The following is an 18,702-nucleotide window of genomic DNA, read 5'->3' on the forward strand; positions in this document are numbered from 1 at the left end:
GTTTGTCTACAGTCTGAGGCGATCCTTATGGATCGTCTTTTTATTTGAATTAACGATTTTTATTAAAGTAATGTCAAAAGTAATCAAAACTGGATCTATATGGGTAAAATATTTAAAAATACATAAGGGAGAAATAACAATGACCAAAACGAATCAAAACATCGTTCCGCATTTATGGTATGACAAGGAGGCGAAAGAAGCAGCAGAGTTTTATACTTCCATTTTTCCAGACTCAAGCATTACGAAAGTAACAACACTCCACGATACCCCATCGGGTGATGCTGATTTAGTTTCATTTGAGTTGTGGGGACAGAAGTTCATGGCAATTAGTGCGGGACCTTATTTCAAATTCAATCCATCAGTATCTTTCTTCGTTAACTTTGACCCTGCACGAGAAAAGAACACGCATGTAAAAATAAATGAGGTTTGGAACAAATTGTCCGAAGGCGGCACAGTGTTAATGCCACTTGATAAGTATCCGTTCAGTGAGAAATATGGCTGGATACAAGATAAGTACGGTTTGTCGTGGCAGCTAATTCTTACCAATCCTGAAGGTGAAGAGCGGCCAACGATAATTCCGTCTCTATTGTTCGTTGGTGATAAATATGGTAAAGCGGAAGAGGCTATTAATTTTTATGTATCTGTATTTAAGAACTCTAAGCAGGGCCATATTGCACGCTACCCCGTAGGCATGGAACCTAACAAAGAAGGAACAATTATGTTTTCTGATTTCAGATTAAAGAATCAGTGGTTTGCCGCAATGGACAGTGCCGAAGTCCAAAAGTTCAATTTCAACGAGGCGATTTCGTTTATGGTTTATTGCGGTACACAGGAAGAAATCGATTACTACTGGGATAAACTATCTGCAGTACCAGAATCCGAGCAATGCGGATGGTTAAAAGATAAGTATGGACTATCATGGCAAATTGTGCCACGAGAAATGGATGAGATGATGAGCAATGGTACACCAGAACAAATTGAACGTGTTAATATGGCTGTTCTAAAAATGAAAAAACTTGATCTTGCGGAGATACAGAATGCATATAAGGAATAAACCCTGATACGGTGTCATCCGGTTCAATTATTAGAAATCAAGGGAATTTTCGTTTAAAATAATAATAATGACATGAAGAGGAGGAATAATCGATGTTAAATGAAAAGCAAACAAAATCAATAGCAACAGATGGCAAAGATGTTAATGGAGCATTGAAAGAACTAAATGGTGTTAAGAAATTAAAGAGCTTTGATTTTGACAGTTCCTCAGGATTTGTCTGTGATGTTAATACTGGCATATGTGGTCCAGTAATTCAAAAGGAAGAGGGAAAAAAATGAAAATAACGATTTGGTCAGATTTTGTATGTCCTTTTTGTTTTATTGGGGAATCACATCTTAATAAAGCATTAGAGAACTTCAGCCATGCTAAAGAAGTTGAAATAGAATATAAAAGCTTTTTACTTATGCCAGATGCGAAATATGTACCTGGTCAAAGCTATGCAGAAACCTTTTCTAGCATGAAGGGAGTGCCACTTGAACAGGCTAAGTCAATGCTTAAACAAGTGACAGACATGGCAAAAAATTCAGGAGTTGAAATCAACTATGACAATGCCAAACTAACAAGCACGTACGATGCCCATCGTGTTTTCCAATATGCAAAAGAGCAAGGAAAAGGGAATGAATTTTTCAATCGTTTTTACAAGGCACATTTTACAGAGGGTGAGATTCTGAACGATTCAGAAACTGTCGTCCGTTTGGCGGAAGAAGTAGGTCTTGATGGTACGGAAGTACGCAAAATCATGGAAAATCAAGACAATACCGATATTGTAACTCAGGATATCAACGAGGCACGTTCGGTTGGTGTGCAAGGTGTTCCTTTCTTCGTATTTGATAACAAGTATGCTGTTTCTGGTGCCCAACCAGTTGAATCGTTCAATCAAGTATTAGATAAGGTATGGGAAGAAGAACATACCGATAAGTAAGTTAATCGGTTGGGAAAATATTTAAAAATGACGTAAGCTTCATTGCTTACGCTATTTTTATTGTTGTATGAATTTTTTATGAGGTCAAAATTCAAAATTTATGGTCTCTATAACTTTGAAAATATGATTTTCAACTATTAAAAATTGGATTTATGGGAAAAAACTATTAATAAAAATAACCGAATAAATGTTCGTTTTTTACTTGGCAAATCGAACAAAACATTGTATAGTAATAGTAGTTTCACGAATAAAGGAGGAAAAAAAGTGAGTGATCGTCAAGCGGCCTTAGAGATGGCATTGAAGCAGATAGAGAAGCAGTTTGGTAAGGGCTCCATCATGAAGCTTGGAGAACAAACTGATCGTAGAATTTCCACTATTTCTAGTGGTTCACTAGCAGTAGACGTAGCATTAGGTGTTGGAGGATATCCAAGAGGACGGATAATTGAAATATATGGGCCAGAGAGCTCTGGTAAAACAACTGTAGCACTTCATGCAATTGCTGAAGTACAAAAAGCTGGTGGACAAGCAGCATTTATTGACGCGGAGCATGCGCTTGATCCAGTTTATGCGCAAAAATTAGGTGTAAACATTGATGAATTATTATTATCTCAGCCAGACACTGGTGAACAAGCATTAGAAATAGCTGAAGCATTAGTGCGAAGTGGCGCAGTCGATATTTTAGTCGTTGACTCTGTTGCAGCACTCGTTCCAAAAGCGGAAATTGAAGGTGAGATGGGAGACTCCCATATGGGTCTACAAGCCCGCCTAATGTCACAAGCACTACGAAAGCTATCAGGTGCAATCAATAAATCAAATACAATTGCAATATTCATAAACCAAGTTCGTGAAAAAATTGGGGTTATGTTCGGAAACCCAGAAACAACTCCAGGCGGACGTGCGCTTAAATTCTATTCTTCTGTAAGACTAGAAGTTCGTCGTTCAGAACAATTAAAACAGGGTAATGAAATCGTAGGTAATAGAACAAAGGTTAAGGTCGTGAAAAATAAAGTAGCACCTCCATTTAGAACAGCAGAAGTAGACATTATGTATGGATTAGGAATTTCAATTGAAGGTGAAATTGTCGATATAGGCGCTGAACTCGATATCGTCCAAAAGAGCGGGTCATGGTATTCTTATAAGGAAGAGCGAGTAGGTCAAGGTCGTGAAAATGCAAAACAATTCTTAAAAGAAAATCCTGATGTACGTGATGAAATCCTTCAGCAAATTAGAAATCATTATGGACTTGACGGTGATGTAGTAGTACCTGCAGATGAAGAGCAAGATGAGTTTGACTTACAAGACTAATGAGTATGGAGACACAGCAATTGTGTCTCTTCTTCAATTTCTCCAAAAACTTACACTTTACAACACTTAAGAAAATTTCTCCTTCCCTCTCAAAACCCTAATATTAACAATTCAACTACAGAAAATTTCCATTTTCATGTAACACTATTTCTGACAGCCCTTGACAATAAAAATTCACACATTTACAATTAAAATGTATATTTTACATTTTGTTAGAATTAAAACGTTAGAAGCAAAACTCGTTTTGAGCTTTTGCTATTCAGACCCGGAGTAGTTCAGCTGCTTTCGGTCGTAACCTAAGACTCTGATTAGCTTAAAAAGCCTTTGCGCTGTACGTTACAAAAATGTACATGCCGACATTTTGATCTAGCAAGAAAAAGTTCATAGTAAGAGGAGGTGAAGAAGATGGATCCCATTTCTATAATCATCTCCGCTTTGGTTGGCCTAATCGTCGGTGCGATTGTTGGCTTTTATGTTCGTAAATCAATTGCCGAAACAAAAATTGCTGGTGCAAAAGGTGTTGCCGAACAAATAATTGAAGATGCAAATAGAGAAGCAGATTCATTAAAGAAGGAAGCACTGTTAGAGGCAAAAGATGAAATTCACAAACTTCGTACAGAGGCAGAAAAAGAAACCCGTGATCGAAGAAACGAACTACAAAAACAAGAAAATCGTTTAATGCAAAAAGAAGAGAACCTTGATCGCAAGGATGAAACATTAGATAAACGTGAATCCATGTTAGAAAAGAAAGAGGATTCTCTCGTTCAAAGACAACAGCATATTGAAGAGATGGAAAGCAAAGTGGAAGAAATGGTACACAAGCAACAAGCAGAACTTGAGCGAATTTCTAGCTTAACACGTGAAGAAGCAAAGCAAATCATCCTTGAACGAATTGAAAATGAACTTTCCCATGATATTGCGATGATGGTGAAAGAAGCAGAAAATCGTGCAAAGGAAGAAGCTGATAAAAAGGCAAAAGAAATCCTTTCACTTGCTATTCAAAGATGTGCCGCTGATCATGTCGCAGAAACTACAGTTTCTGTAGTTAACTTGCCAAATGATGAGATGAAAGGTCGTATTATTGGTCGTGAAGGACGAAACATCCGTACTCTTGAAACATTAACGGGTATTGACCTTATTATTGATGATACACCTGAGGCAGTTATTTTATCTGGCTTTGATCCAATTCGCCGTGAAACAGCGAGAATCGCACTTGAAAAACTTGTTCAAGACGGACGTATTCATCCAGCCCGGATTGAAGAGATGGTTGATAAATCAAGACGTGAAGTTGATGAGTATATTCGTGAAGTGGGTGAACAAACAACCTTTGAGGTTGGTGTTCATGGACTCCATCCGGATTTAATTAAGATTTTAGGTCGCTTGAAGTATCGTACAAGCTATGGCCAAAACGTCTTAAAGCACTCAATGGAAGTATCATTCTTAGCAGGCTTAATGGCTGCTGAGTTAGGTGAAGATGAAACACTTGCTCGTCGTGCTGGATTATTACATGATATCGGTAAAGCTATTGACCATGAAGTGGAAGGTAGCCACGTTGAAATCGGTGTAGAGCTAGCTACGAAGTATAAAGAGCATCCAATTGTAATCAATAGTATTGCTTCCCACCATGGTGATACAGAACCAACATCTATTATCGCTGTATTAGTTGCAGCAGCTGATGCTTTATCTGCGGCAAGACCTGGTGCTAGAAGTGAGACACTTGAAAACTATATCCGTCGCCTTGAAAAGCTTGAGGAGATTTCAGAATCCTATGAAGGTGTTGAAAAATCCTTTGCTATACAAGCTGGACGTGAAGTCAGAATTATCGTAAAACCTGATGCGATCGATGATCTAAATGCACATCGATTGGCTCGCGATATCCGTAAACGAATCGAAGAAGAATTGGATTATCCGGGTCATATCAAGGTAACCGTCATTCGTGAAACAAGAGCGGTTGAATACGCAAAATAAAGTGGCCAAATTGGCCACTTTATTTTTTTGTCAAAATGATTGAAAAAGTTCTCACTGATAAATCACCTAAAAAATGGCCATCAACATTGAGATTTTTCGTATTTTGTGCTTCACTTGTTAAGAAAGGGGCTTTTACATGAAGATTTTATTTATAGGTGATGTCGTCGGATCACCAGGAAGAGATATGATCCGAGAATATCTTCCGAAACTAAAGGCAAAATTCCATCCGACGCTTACAATCGTGAATGGTGAAAATGCAGCATCGGGTAGAGGAATTACAAAAAAAATCTATAACCAATTTCTAGAGAACGGTGTTCAAGCAATTACTCTAGGTAATCATACATGGGACAATAAGGATATTTTCGAGTTTATAGATACTGCGAAGAACATGATTCGACCTGCAAATTTCCCTGAAGGAACTCCGGGTCAAGGGCTAATGTATAGTAAAGTGAATGGTCAAGAGATTGCGATTATTAATTTGCAAGGGCGAACATTTCTTCCGGCTATTGACGATCCGTTTACAAGGTGCGACGAATTAATAGAACAAGCAAAAAAACGAACTTCCATTATTTTTGTTGATTTTCATGCGGAAGCCACAAGTGAAAAAATCGCTATGGGCTGGTATCTTGACGGAAGAGTAACAGCTGTCGTTGGAACACACACACATGTACAAACAGCCGACAATCGTGTTTTACCTCAAGGCACTGCATTTATCACAGATGTAGGAATGACAGGGCCATATGATGGCATTTTAGGTATGGATAAAGAAGCTGTCATCCATAAATTTAAAACGGCATTACCGGCGCGCTTTGAGGTCAATCAAGGAAGAACCCAATTAAATGGAGTAATCGTTGATGTAGACCAAAAGAGCGGAAAAGCAAAAGGGATTCAACGTATCCTCATTAATGATGATCATCCATTTTTCGACTGAAATTTCCAACCAAGATATCAATAAAAATATCTTGGTTTTTTTATGTTTTGAATAGGATTTTGAATTTTTAGAAAAAACTTAAGAACAAGCAGGAATACTGGTAGTTTCTAGTGAATATAGTAGTTATGGGATCATTATTCGTTGTTCAACTCAGACTCGGTAATCCCTGGTTGAATAAAGATAGCCTCTGGTAAGTCTTGTGATCATTTTAGAATCATAGAATTAGAAAAGTAGATCGCAAATTTGTCAGTCGTTATTAGTTTGTATGGTTCTACCGATCACTCAGGGAAACATTGTAAAGTACAAGGAGGAAAGTAGAAATGGAAATATTAAAAGTTTCAGCAAAATCTAATCCTAACTCTGTAGCTGGGGCGCTTGCGGGTGTATTGCGTGAAAGAGGAGCTGCAGAAATCCAGGCGATTGGAGCTGGTGCATTGAATCAGGCAGTGAAAGCAGTAGCGATAGCTAGAGGGTTTGTGGCACCGAGTGGAGTGGACCTAATTTGTATTCCAGCATTTACTGATATTCTAATTGATGGGGAAGAAAGAACTGCTATTAAATTAATCGTTGAACCACGATAATCATATGTGTTTTTTTATAAAGTGGTCAAGTGACGGGTAGTAACCTGTTTGTCTAATGAGACAAACAGGTATTTTTGTGTAAAATATATAACATTATTCAGCATCGTGCTGAATAATGTTATAGCCACCGGCGGATGTCAAAGATTTTCAAAGGAAATTTTTCGAGCATAGGATCAAAGACTAAGAACGCCACGTCCTGATGTCTTCGTCTTTGTGACCCACATCGTGTGGGCCTAAAAAATCTGGGCGCAAATACGCCAAGGCGCATTTGATAAGGGAGTTGAATGTTGTGAAAATATTTGATGCACATTCAGATGTTTTATATAAAATGTGGATGGATCCGACCATTGATTTTGCAGACTCACCGAAATTACATATTACATACAATCAATTAAAAGCATCAGGTAGCAAGGTGCAATGCTTTGCAATCTATATTCCTGTAGGAATAAGGCCTGAAAGCCGATTTGAAGCGGCTTTAGAAATGATAGAAATATTTTATAAGAAAGTAATTGCTCCTTTTCCATTATTAAAACTTGTACGAACAAGAAAGGATATCTTAGCCTTAAAAGAAAATGAAATAGGTGTTTTCTTAACGCTTGAAGGATGTGATGCAATTGATCAAAGTATAGTTAAGCTTCAAACGTTAATTAGGCTTGGAGTATCATCTGTAGGTTTAACATGGAATTACGCCAATTTTGTTGCCGATGGCGTAGAAGAACCACGAGGAGGAGGGTTAACAAGCTTTGGGAAAGAGGTTGTGAAGGAGCACAATGAGGCATTAATATGGACAGATGTATCTCACTTATCTATAAAAGGGTATTGGGATGTCATGGAAATAGCCGATTACCCGATTGCATCTCATTCAAATGCGATCGCAATTTGCAATCACCGACGCAATCTACAGGATGATCAAATTCGTGCACTCTTCCAAAAGAACGGTATGATTGGAATCACGTTTGTCCCGCAATTTTTAAGTAATAATGGTAGTGCATCAACAGATGATGTATTAAAACATCTTGACTATATTTGTTCATTAGGTGGAGAAAACCATGTTGGATTTGGCTCTGATTTTGATGGTATAACAGATACAACCACCGGACTTGAAAGCTTCTCTGGGTACGATGGACTTATTAATAATTTGTTAAACCATTATTCAGATAGCCAGGTGAAAAAATTCCTGTTTAATAATTTTGTAGCTAATTTACCAGTTTAGATAAAGGTAATAAAACAAAATTGATTGAAAAATAAAAAAATATGCATTTTTCTTCATAATTTGCTTACTAAGGGTTGCTTTTTTTCGTTGATAGGTCTAGAATGAAAGCGTTTAGTACATATCCGACAGGATAAATTTGGGCAGCTTTTTGCACTTCATTTTTGGTGAATTTCTCCCATATTTGTTGTTGAAAAAGGTCCTTTTTCTTATCACTAGTATTTACATAATATAGCAATTACAGCTCAGTTGGAAAGTGCTATACACTTAAACCTAAAAAAATCTTATATAGAACGTATTCCAAAGGGGTGTAAGTCATGATCAATCAACTTTCGTGGAAAGTTGGCGGACAACAAGGGGAAGGAATCGAGAGTACAGGTGAAATCTTTTCCATAGCTCTAAATCGTTTAGGCTACTATTTATACGGTTATCGCCACTTTTCATCACGTATTAAAGGTGGACATACAAATAATAAAATTCGAGTGAGTACAACTCAAGTTCGTTCAATTTCAGACGATCTTGATATTTTAGTAGCTTTTGACCAGGAAACAATTGATTTTAATTTTCATGAGTTACGAGATGGTGGAGTAGTGTTAGCGGATGCTAAATTCGGACCAACCATTCCTGAAAACACCAATGTTCATTTGTATTCTATTCCTTTTACCGGTATCGCAACTGAACTTGGAACTTCCCTTATGAAAAACATGGTTGCAATTGGTGCAACTAGCTCATTATTAGACCTTGATTTAAATGTATATCTAAATGTAGTAGAAGAAATTTTTGGTCGAAAAGGTCAGCAAGTTGTAGAAAAGAATATGGAAGCAATCAAAGCAGGTAGCGAATTCTTACAAAATGAACTTAGTGAAGACGTAAAAATGAAGCTAGAAAAAGCAGACGGAAAGCAACGCATGTTCATGATCGGTAATGACGCAATCGCTTTGGGTGCTCTTGCAGGTGGAGCAAGATTTATGCCTGCATACCCAATTACCCCAGCTTCTGAAATCATGGAATACTTAATTAGCAAATTACCTGATTTTGGTGGAACTGTTATCCAAACAGAAGACGAGATTGCCGCTTGTACTATGGCTATTGGCTCTAACTATGCAGGTGTTCGTGCTTTTACTGCTTCCGCTGGACCAGGTTTATCATTAATGATGGAATCAATCGGACTATCAGGTATTACAGAAACTCCGCTTGTAATTATTGATACACAACGTGGAGGCCCGAGTACAGGTCTTCCAACAAAGCAAGAACAATCTGATTTAATGGCAATGATTTATGGTACTCACGGAGAGATTCCTAAGATCGTAATGGCTCCAAGTACTGTTCAGGAAGCTTTCTATGACATAATTGAAGCATTCAACCTAGCTGAAGAATATCAATGTCCGGTTATTTTTCTAACAGATTTACAGCTTTCACTTGGTAAGCAAACAGTTGAACCACTTGATTATTCTAAGATTGAAATTAGACGTGGAAATCTAATTCTTGATGATGAATTACCAGAATTAGAGAATAAGGAATACTTTAAACGCTATGAAGTGACTGATAGTGGTATATCTCCTCGTGTAGTTCCAGGTGTGAAGAATGGGATCCACCATGTAACGGGCGTTGAACATAATGAACAAGGTAAACCATCTGAGGTTGCAAGCAACCGTAAGGATCAAATGGAGAAACGCCTTAAGAAGATTAAAAACATTCAATTCAAGACTCCTGTTCATAAAAATGTGAAACATGAAGTTGCAGACCTTTTAGTTGTTGGTTTTAACTCCACTCGAGGTGTGATTGAGGAAGCAATGACTCGTCTTGAGACTGATGGTATTAAAGTGAACCATGCACAAATTCGGTTAATCCACCCATTCCCAACAGACGAATTATTACCGTTAGTTCAATCAGCTAAAAAAGTATTAGTGGTTGAAAATAACGCTACAGGTCAGCTCGCAAACATTATGAAGATGAATGTAGGACATGCAGACAAGATTACTAATTTCTTAAAGTATGACGGTAATCCGTTCCTACCTCATGAAGTTCACACAAAATGTAAGGAGTTGTTCTAATATGGCAACATTTAAAGACTTTCGTAATAATGTAAAACCTAACTGGTGTCCAGGATGTGGAGACTTCTCCGTACAAGCAGCGATGCAACGTGCAGCTGCAAATGTTGGACTTGTGCCTGAACAACTAGCTGTTATTTCAGGAATTGGATGTTCTGGACGTATTTCTGGATATATCAATGCCTACGGATTACACGGTATTCATGGACGTTCATTACCAATTGCTCAAGGGGTAAAAATGGCTAATCGTGACTTAACAGTGATTGCTTCTGGTGGAGACGGTGATGGTTATGCAATTGGAATGAGCCATACAATTCATGCGATTCGTCGTAATATCGATATCACATACATTGTTATGGATAACCAAATTTATGGTTTAACAAAAGGTCAAACTTCACCAAGAAGTGAAATGGGCTTTAAAACAAAGAGTACGCCACAAGGTTCAATTGAGTCTGCCCTATCCGTTATGGAAATGGCTTTAACTGCCGGGGCAACTTTTGTTGCGCAGAGCTTCTCAACGGATCTTAAAGATTTAACAGCAATAATTGAAGCTGGAATTAAGCATAAAGGCTTCTCCTTGATTAATGTATTTAGCCCTTGTGTTACATACAACAAAGTGAACACATATGACTGGTTTAAAGAAAACCTAACAAAACTATCGGATGTAGAAGGGTATGATCCTTCTGATCGTTCAGTGGCTATGCAGACATTAATGAAGCATAATAGTCTTGTTACAGGGATTATCTATCAAAATACAGAAAAGCCTTCCTACCAGGAACTTGTGCATGGATATAATGAAACTCCACTCGTCCATTCTGATTTGAATCTAGATGAAGAAAAGTTCAATAAGCTTGTTTCAGAATTTATGTAATTAGACCAAAACCCTACTAAGGATTTTTCTCTTAGTAGGGTATTTTGTTATATCTTTACTCACTGTTTTTTGAATGATAAAATAGGCATGTATGTCTAGGCTACTAAAAATGTACAAATTTCTACATTTTTATGGTTTTATTGTATTAAAACTTGTTAAACCTTATACTAGTTTCATGTGTAGGTTTGTAGCGTAAAAGATTATTTAAAAGATAGTTTTTGTAAAAAGGAAGGAGATACCACATGAACGAAAAGCAACGTCTTGAAATTACTCAAGTAAAACCTGCGGACAAAAAATCCGAAAAGGATTACAGTAAGTATTTTCAATCCGTTTATCAACCACCTTCTTTAAAAGATGCGAAGAAACGTGGTAAAGAACAGGTCAATTACTTAAAAGAATTTTCGATTCCCGAGGACATGATGAATGCAGGAAAAGGAAAACGCTTTTTAATCCGTACGTATGGTTGTCAAATGAATGAGCACGATACGGAAGTAATGGCCGGTATTTTTATGGAAATGGGCTATGAGCCTACTGAAAATACCGAGGATGCTGACATTATTTTACTTAATACTTGTGCGATTCGTGAAAACGCAGAAAATAAAGTGTTTGGTGAAATTGGGCATTTAAAACCATTAAAAATGCAAAATCCTAATCTTTTAATTGGGGTTTGTGGATGCATGTCCCAGGAAGAATCAGTAGTTAATAAAATCCTTCAAAAACATCAATTTATCGATATGATCTTTGGTACACATAATATACACCGTCTTCCTAACATTGTTAAAGAAGCAATGTTTAGTAAAGAGATGGTTGTTGAAGTATGGTCTAAAGAAGGTGACATCATTGAAAACCTTCCTAAAGTACGTAAAGGGAGTATCAAGGGTTGGGTAAACATTATGTACGGCTGTGATAAATTCTGTACTTACTGTATTGTTCCTTATACTCGTGGTAAGGAACGTAGCCGTCGCCCAGAGGATATTATTGAAGAGGTGCGTCACTTAGCAAGACAAGGCTATAAAGAAATTACCCTACTTGGTCAAAACGTAAATGCATATGGTAAAGACTTTACAGATATCAAATATGGTTTAGGAGACTTAATGGATGAGATTCGTAAAATCGACATCCCACGAATTCGTTTCACAACAAGTCACCCTCGTGATTTCGATGATCATTTAATTGAAGTACTTGCTAAAGGTGGAAACCTTATGGAGCATATCCATCTTCCTGTACAATCTGGAAGCTCAGGGGTATTAAAATTAATGTCTCGTAAATACACAAGAGAGTCATATTTAGAGTTGGTTCGAAAAATGAAGGAACAAATTCCGGATGCTTCCTTTACGACAGATATTATTGTTGGTTTTCCTAATGAAACAGATGAACAATTCGAAGAAACTCTTTCTCTATATAAAGAGGTAGAATTTGATTCAGCATATACCTTCATTTATTCACCACGTGAAGGAACTCCAGCTGCTAAAATGGAAGACAACATTTCAATGGAAGTGAAGAAGGAAAGACTTCAGCGTCTAAATGCACTTGTAAATGAAATTTCTGCAAAGAAAAATCTTGCATACCAGGATCAAATTGTTGAAGTTCTTGTTGAAGGGGAAAGTAAAAACAATCCGGATGTTTTAGCTGGATACACAAGTAAAAATAAACTGGTCAACTTCAAAGGTCCAAAATCAGCAATTGGTAAAATTGTTAAAGTAAAAATAATACAAGCAAAAACTTGGTCATTAGATGGGGAAATGATCGAAGAAGCGGTAGAGGTGAACTAAAATGGCAGAATACACAAAAGAGCAAATCGTCGAACGTGCAACAGAGCTTGCAAAAATGATTGCAGAAACAGAAGAAGTTGATTTCTTTAAGCGTGCAGAAGAACAAATCAACCAGAACAAAAAGGTTCAAGAAATTATTGAAACAATTAAAAGCCTGCAAAAACAAGCTGTTAATTTCCAGCACTATGGTAAGTCTGAAGCATTAAAACAAGTTGAAGAAAAGATTGATAATCTACAAGCAGAGCTTGATAGCATACCAGTTGTAGAAGAATTCAAAAACTCACAAGTTGAAGTGAATGACCTTTTACAGCTTGTAGCACATACCATTTCAAACAATGTAACAAATGAGATTATTACATCTACTGGTGGAGATTTATTAGCAGGTGAAACTGGTTCAAAAGTGAATAACAAAAGTGGCTGTGGTTGCCACTAAAGATTTGAGGCAAAAGCATGGAGCTTTTGCCTTTTTTTTTGCTTGGTCATGCCAGTTTTATTATTTTTGCTTGTACGGCTTTTAAAAAAAGGTACATAAATGGGCGAACCCGCATACAATGAATTATACGGAAATTGTAAGGTTGAAGTATAAAAAGAAGTACAATGCGTTTTTATAGTAATTTTAACTTGAATTGCTTATTCAACTTTTTTCATGTACTGACAAGAAAAACTTCGAAGTGGCTTGTAAAAAGTTTTGAAAAAGAAATCAGTCTTTAGCACACTAGTCAAATGTCCCGCATAGGATGAATTGAAGATTGATTGAGGAGGGTTTGTTCGAATGTCTGAATACAGAGAGATTATCACAAAAGCTGTTGTAGGTAAGGGACGTAAGTTTTCGCAGTCTACTTTTACAATTTCTCCACCACACCACCCATCAAGCATTTTAGGATGCTGGATCATTAACCACAGTTATAAGGCCGAGAAGGATGATAACAAGGTAGTCGTACATGGTACTTTTGATGTTAACGTGTGGTATTCTTTTGGTAACAATACAAAAACAGAGGTTGTTACTGAAACTCTTTCATACAAAGACTACATCAAACTAAAGTATAGAGATGAGAATTTCTTAGGTGATGACTGTGACGTGATTGTTGATGTATTGCAACAGCCAAATTGCTTAGAATGTACGATATCACCTAATGGGAATAAAATTCTCGTAGAGGTTGAAAGAGAGCTACTTGCTGAAATTATTGGGGAAACAAAGGTTTGCGTCCACGTGAATCCTGATGGATGCTATGACGACGTAAAAGACTGGGATGTAGACGACGAAGAATTTGAAGATTTAAATCCTGATTTCTTAGTCGGGGACTTAGAAGAATAATTGAAACTAGGAGGCACGACTTCCTAGTTTTTTTTCATGTATTGGAAGACAAGTCCTGCCCACCATATTTTTATCTTGTGATATAATATTGAAAGAATCAAAGTGTTGGGGGATTAATAAATGGCAGAGTATACGCCGATGATAAAACAATATTTAGCGATTAAGGCAGATTATCAAGATGCCTTTTTATTTTTTCGACTTGGAGATTTTTACGAAATGTTTTTTGAGGATGCGATAAAAGCATCCCAAGTGTTAGAGATTACATTAACCGCTAGAGGAGGCGGTCCGGATGAAAAAATCCCAATGTGTGGGGTCCCTTATCATTCGGCTGCTGGATATATTGAACAATTAGTGAACCAAGGATATAAAGTGGCAATTTGTGAGCAAACCGAAGATCCAAGACAGGCACAAGGTGTTGTCAAACGTGAGGTAGTTCAATTAATCACACCTGGAACTGTGATGGAGGGAAAAAACCTTTTAGATAAAGAGAATAATTTTTTAGCATCTGTAACAGGTTTTTTAGATGGTCATTTTGGTTTTGCTTTAACGGACTTATCAACGGGAGAAAATCGGGTTTCATTATTGTCTACTCATTTTGAAGATGTCATCGGAGAAATTTATGCAAATGGTGTAAAAGAGGTAGTTGTTCCATCTGATTTTGATGAAATATATAAAAAAGCAATGGTGGAGCGCTGTCAAGTTACAATTTCATATGAAGATAATAGCGATGTAGCTGATCACTTACAACATCTTACTCAAGGTCTTGAGGATGAAAAGTTAGTTCTCACGTTCGGAAGATTATTAAATTATTTAATGAAAACACAAAAACGATCACTTGATCATTTACAACATGTTCGCATTTTTTATACAAATCAATTTATGAAAATAGACCTATATTCTAAGCGTAACTTGGAGCTTACCGAAACAATTCGAAGTAAAGGAAAGAAAGGATCTTTATTATGGCTTTTAGATCAAACCGTTACTGCAATGGGCGGACGCCTGTTAAAGCAATGGATTGACAGACCATTATTAAATAGAAATGATATTGAAGCCCGTCTAAATATGGTTCAAACCTTTATTGATCAGTATTTTGAACGGTTAGAATTAAGGGATTTATTAAAGGAAGTCTATGATTTGGAACGTCTTGCTGGAAGAGTAGCTTATGGAAATGTGAACGCTAGGGACCTGTTACAATTAAAAAAATCACTGGAGCAAGTTCCGGGAATTTACAATCTCATGACCCAGCTACAACACCCATATGCAGACAATCTCGGAAAACAAATGGATCTGTGTGAATCTCTCACAGAGCTTTTGCAGCGTTCCATTAAGGAATCACCTCCAATGACAATTAAGGAAGGAGATATTATTAAGGATGGTTTCAACAACACTCTTGACCAATATCGTGATGCAAGTCGGAACGGGAAAACATGGATAGCATCCTTGGAAAAACAGGAACGAGAGAAAACTGGAATCAAGTCCTTAAAAATTGGATATAACCGTGTATTTGGCTATTATATTGAAGTGACAAAGGCAAACCTGCAGTTTCTACAGGAAGGTATGTACGAAAGAAAACAAACTTTATCAAATGCAGAACGCTTTATCACCCCAGAGCTTAAAGAAAAAGAAACATTAATTCTTGAAGCAGAGGAAAAGATTGTCCAATTGGAATATGATCTTTTTCTTGAAATTCGAGAACAAGTAAAAGGATATATTCCAAGACTTCAGTCTTTAGCAAGGATCATTAGTGAACTTGATGTGCTACAGTGCTTCGCAACAATTAGCGAGGAGCGCCATTATTGTATGCCTCATTTTTCTGAGGACAAGCTTATTATTAAAGATGGACGGCACCCGGTTGTTGAGAAAGTGATGCAAGCACAGGAATATGTACCGAATGATTGTATGATGGAGGATGACCGTTCATTACTACTCATCACAGGTCCAAATATGTCTGGTAAGAGTACGTACATGAGACAAATTGCCCTTACTTCGATATTGGCCCAAATTGGCTGCTTTGTTCCAGCAAGTGAAGCGGTTTTACCGATCTATGATCAAGTATTTACACGAATTGGAGCAGCAGATGATTTAATTTCTGGCCAAAGTACATTTATGGTTGAAATGCTCGAAGCAAAAAACGCGATTGTGAATGCAACATCAAATAGTTTATTATTATTTGATGAAATTGGTCGGGGCACGTCCACTTATGATGGGATGGCTTTAGCCCAAGCAATTATTGAGTATATTCATCAAAATATAGGAGCTCACACACTATTTTCCACGCATTATCATGAGTTGACAGATTTGGAAGCGAGTCTTGAAAATCTAGTAAATGTTCATGTAAGTGCAATTGAGGAAAACGATAGTGTTGTATTCCTTCACAAGATTAAAGAAGGGGCTGCAGATAAAAGCTATGGGATTCATGTCGCAAAGCTTGCCGAACTTCCAGAAAAATTAATTGAGCGTGCAAAAGAAATTTTGAATCAGCTTGAACAAGGTGAAAAGGAAATCGTGGCAACGAGGGAAAATTCAATCGATCTTTCGAACAATCTACAGCTTTCATTTTTTGGGGAATCAAAGGCTACCTATCAAAAAGAAGATAAGCCAATCTCTTCAAAAGAAAAGGATATATTGAAATCCATCAAAGAGATGGACATTCTAGGTCTTACACCACTAGAAGCCATCAATCAGTTATATGAAATTCAAAAGCAATTAAAAGCATAAAATGAGGTGAAGGCATGGGGAAAATCATCCAACTAGATGACCTTCTTTCAAATAAAATAGCAGCAGGGGAAGTGGTCGAACGACCAGCCTCTGTTGTGAAGGAATTAGTCGAGAATGCCATTGACGCAAATAGCACGATAATCGAAATTGAGATCGAAGAAGCGGGTCTTTCCAAAATTCGAATTATTGACAATGGAGATGGTATGGATAGCGAGGATTGCGTAAATGCCTTTCATCGTCATGCAACGAGTAAAATAAAGGACGAAAACGATCTATTTCGAATCCGGACGTTAGGGTTTAGGGGAGAGGCGCTTCCGAGTATTGCTTCCGTATCCGAGCTTGAAATGAAGACAAGCACTGGTGATAATTCTGGTACTCACATATTAATTAAAGGCGGTCAGTTTGCTGAAAAAAAAGCAACAAATAGTCGCAAGGGAACCGATATTACAGTTTCAAATCTCTTTTTTAACACGCCAGCACGCTTGAAATATTTAAAAACTGTTCACACTGAGCTTGGGAATATAACCGATGCTGTAAATCGAATCGCCCTTGCTCATCCAGAAATTTCATTTCGTTTGTTGCATAATGGGAAACGACTTTTATATACAAGTGGTAATGGAGACGTCAGGCAGGTACTTGCTGCTATTTATGGTTTAGGAATTGCAAAGCAGATGGTTCCTATCCATCTAGAATCCTTAGATTTTAAAGTCGAAGGTTTCGTATCCATGCCAGAGGTCACAAGGGCATCAAGAAACTATATATCAACCATTATTAATGGAAGATATATTAGAAACTATCCATTAGTAAAAGCCATTCAGCAAGGCTATCATACCCTTTTGCCGATTGGAAGATTTCCAATTGTTTTACTTGATATAAAGATGGATCCATTATTAGTGGATGTGAACGTCCATCCAGCAAAACTTGAAGTTAGGATTAGTAAAGAAGCTGAGCTAAACCAATTAATTGATGAAGGAATCAGGGATGTTTTCAAACATAAACAATTAATCCCAGATGCAGCATACCCAAAAAAGAAAGTTGTACAGAAATCCGAACAGCAAGAATTTATGTTTCAGCATTCCATAAAATCGGAACCACAGAAACAGCAACCGTCTATTCCTAGATTTATAGAGACGATCCAAGAGGTTCCGAGGAAAGCTGAAACGATCAGCGAAAAACAAACTCCAGTAACCCAGTCTTTATATGAGGAAAAACCATATGAAATAGATAACGTAGTAATTGCTGAAAATGAGGATACGACCAATGTTGAAATAAAAAAATATGAGGAATCGGATTTTATAAATACCGAAGAAACTGTAAACCTTGATGACAGGGTTCCGGTCATGTACCCAATTGGCCAAATGCATGGAACCTATATTCTGGCTCAAAATGAGAAGGGTTTATATATAATTGACCAGCATGCTGCTCAAGAGCGAATTAAATATGAATATTTCAGAGATAAGGTTGGAGAAAATATTTCAGAGCTCCAGGAATTGCTTATCCCTATTACTTTGGAGTATTCAACTGATGAATGTATAAATATAAATGCACATATGCAGGACTTAGAAAAAGTAGGGATTTTCCTCGAACCATTTGGTCATAACAGTTACATCGTTCGATCACATCCCCATTGGTTTCCAAAGGGAGATGAAAAGGAGGTCATCGAGGAAATAATTGAACAGGTGCTAAATGATAAGAAAATAGATATTAAGAAATTGAGAGAGGCAGCCGCGATTATGATGAGCTGTAAAGCATCGATTAAGGCAAACCATCACTTACGGAACGATGAAATTTTCGCTTTACTTGAAACGCTCCGTAAAACAAGTGATCCATTTACATGCCCACATGGCCGACCAATTATCATACACCATTCGACCTATGAAATGGAGAAAATGTTTAAACGTGTCATGTAAGGATGCTATAAAGAAGGTTGAAAACTCGCTAAATTGGCGAGTTTTTGCCATATATATCGAAAGTTGTATAGAAGTTTGGATAAGGTTTGAAAAA

At 37.2% G+C, this 18,702-nt stretch carries 15 protein-coding genes; all 15 read left to right on the plus strand.

What is annotated here, in order from left to right; genetic code table 11:
• Nucleotides 1-139: 139 nt before the first annotated feature.
• Nucleotides 140-1,054 carry a VOC family protein gene (locus tag V7097_RS25145; RefSeq protein ID WP_335706380.1) on the plus strand — a complete coding sequence of 305 codons (915 nt, stop codon included), beginning with the start codon at nt 140-142 and terminating at the stop codon, nt 1,052-1,054.
• A 92-nt stretch (nt 1,055-1,146) separates the two neighbouring features.
• A complete protein-coding gene (locus V7097_RS25150; protein ID WP_335706381.1) occupies nt 1,147-1,332 on the plus strand; it encodes a hypothetical protein in 186 nt (61 codons plus the stop codon).
• Nucleotides 1,329-1,976, plus strand: a complete 648-nt coding sequence (locus tag V7097_RS25155; RefSeq protein WP_335706382.1) for a DsbA family oxidoreductase — start codon at nt 1,329-1,331, stop codon at nt 1,974-1,976. The genes V7097_RS25150 and V7097_RS25155 overlap by 4 nt, the downstream gene beginning before the upstream one ends.
• Nucleotides 1,977-2,240: 264 nt before the next feature.
• The gene (recA, locus tag V7097_RS25160) at nt 2,241-3,281 is read left to right on the plus strand and encodes a recombinase RecA (RefSeq protein WP_335706383.1); all 1,041 of its coding nucleotides are present in this window, start codon (nt 2,241-2,243) and stop codon (nt 3,279-3,281) included.
• 405 nt (nt 3,282-3,686) lie between these two features.
• On the plus strand, nt 3,687-5,249 hold the full coding sequence (rny, locus tag V7097_RS25165; protein WP_335706384.1) for a ribonuclease Y: 1,563 nt from the start codon (nt 3,687-3,689) through the stop codon (nt 5,247-5,249).
• 136 nt (nt 5,250-5,385) lie between these two features.
• Nucleotides 5,386-6,180, plus strand: coding sequence for a TIGR00282 family metallophosphoesterase (locus V7097_RS25170; RefSeq protein ID WP_335706385.1), 795 nt, complete (start codon nt 5,386-5,388; stop codon nt 6,178-6,180).
• 320 nt (nt 6,181-6,500) lie between these two features.
• Nucleotides 6,501-6,761, plus strand: a complete 261-nt coding sequence (gene spoVS / locus V7097_RS25175) for a stage V sporulation protein SpoVS (RefSeq protein ID WP_003211281.1) — start codon at nt 6,501-6,503, stop codon at nt 6,759-6,761.
• A 289-nt stretch (nt 6,762-7,050) separates the two neighbouring features.
• Complete coding sequence (locus tag V7097_RS25180) at nt 7,051-7,974, plus strand: dipeptidase (RefSeq protein ID WP_335706386.1); 924 nt, start codon at nt 7,051-7,053, stop codon at nt 7,972-7,974.
• Between the two features lie 314 nt (nt 7,975-8,288).
• Nucleotides 8,289-10,025, plus strand: a complete 1,737-nt coding sequence (locus V7097_RS25185) for a 2-oxoacid:acceptor oxidoreductase subunit alpha (protein WP_335706387.1) — start codon at nt 8,289-8,291, stop codon at nt 10,023-10,025.
• 1 nt (nt 10,026) lies between these two features.
• A complete protein-coding gene (locus V7097_RS25190; RefSeq protein ID WP_335706388.1) occupies nt 10,027-10,893 on the plus strand; it encodes a 2-oxoacid:ferredoxin oxidoreductase subunit beta in 867 nt (288 codons plus the stop codon).
• Between the two features lie 242 nt (nt 10,894-11,135).
• Nucleotides 11,136-12,665 (plus strand): tRNA (N6-isopentenyl adenosine(37)-C2)-methylthiotransferase MiaB, encoded by a 1,530-nt coding sequence (gene miaB, locus V7097_RS25195; protein ID WP_335706389.1) that lies wholly within the window; start codon nt 11,136-11,138, stop codon nt 12,663-12,665.
• A 1-nt stretch (nt 12,666) separates the two neighbouring features.
• On the plus strand, nt 12,667-13,098 hold the full coding sequence (locus tag V7097_RS25200; protein ID WP_335706390.1) for a RicAFT regulatory complex protein RicA family protein: 432 nt from the start codon (nt 12,667-12,669) through the stop codon (nt 13,096-13,098).
• Nucleotides 13,099-13,437: 339 nt separating this feature from the next.
• Nucleotides 13,438-13,980: an outer spore coat protein CotE gene (locus tag V7097_RS25205; protein ID WP_335706391.1), complete on the plus strand. Its 543-nt coding sequence runs from the start codon at nt 13,438-13,440 to the stop codon at nt 13,978-13,980.
• A gap of 120 nt (nt 13,981-14,100) precedes the next feature.
• A complete protein-coding gene (gene mutS / locus V7097_RS25210) occupies nt 14,101-16,698 on the plus strand; it encodes a DNA mismatch repair protein MutS (RefSeq protein WP_335706392.1) in 2,598 nt (865 codons plus the stop codon).
• Between the two features lie 14 nt (nt 16,699-16,712).
• A complete protein-coding gene (mutL, locus tag V7097_RS25215; protein ID WP_335706393.1) occupies nt 16,713-18,608 on the plus strand; it encodes a DNA mismatch repair endonuclease MutL in 1,896 nt (631 codons plus the stop codon).
• Nucleotides 18,609-18,702 lie beyond the last annotated feature (94 nt).

The sequence above is a fragment of the Bacillus sp. JJ1562 genome (assembly GCF_036962705.1).
Taxonomy (GTDB): Bacteria; Bacillota; Bacilli; order Bacillales; family Bacillaceae_L; genus Ferdinandcohnia.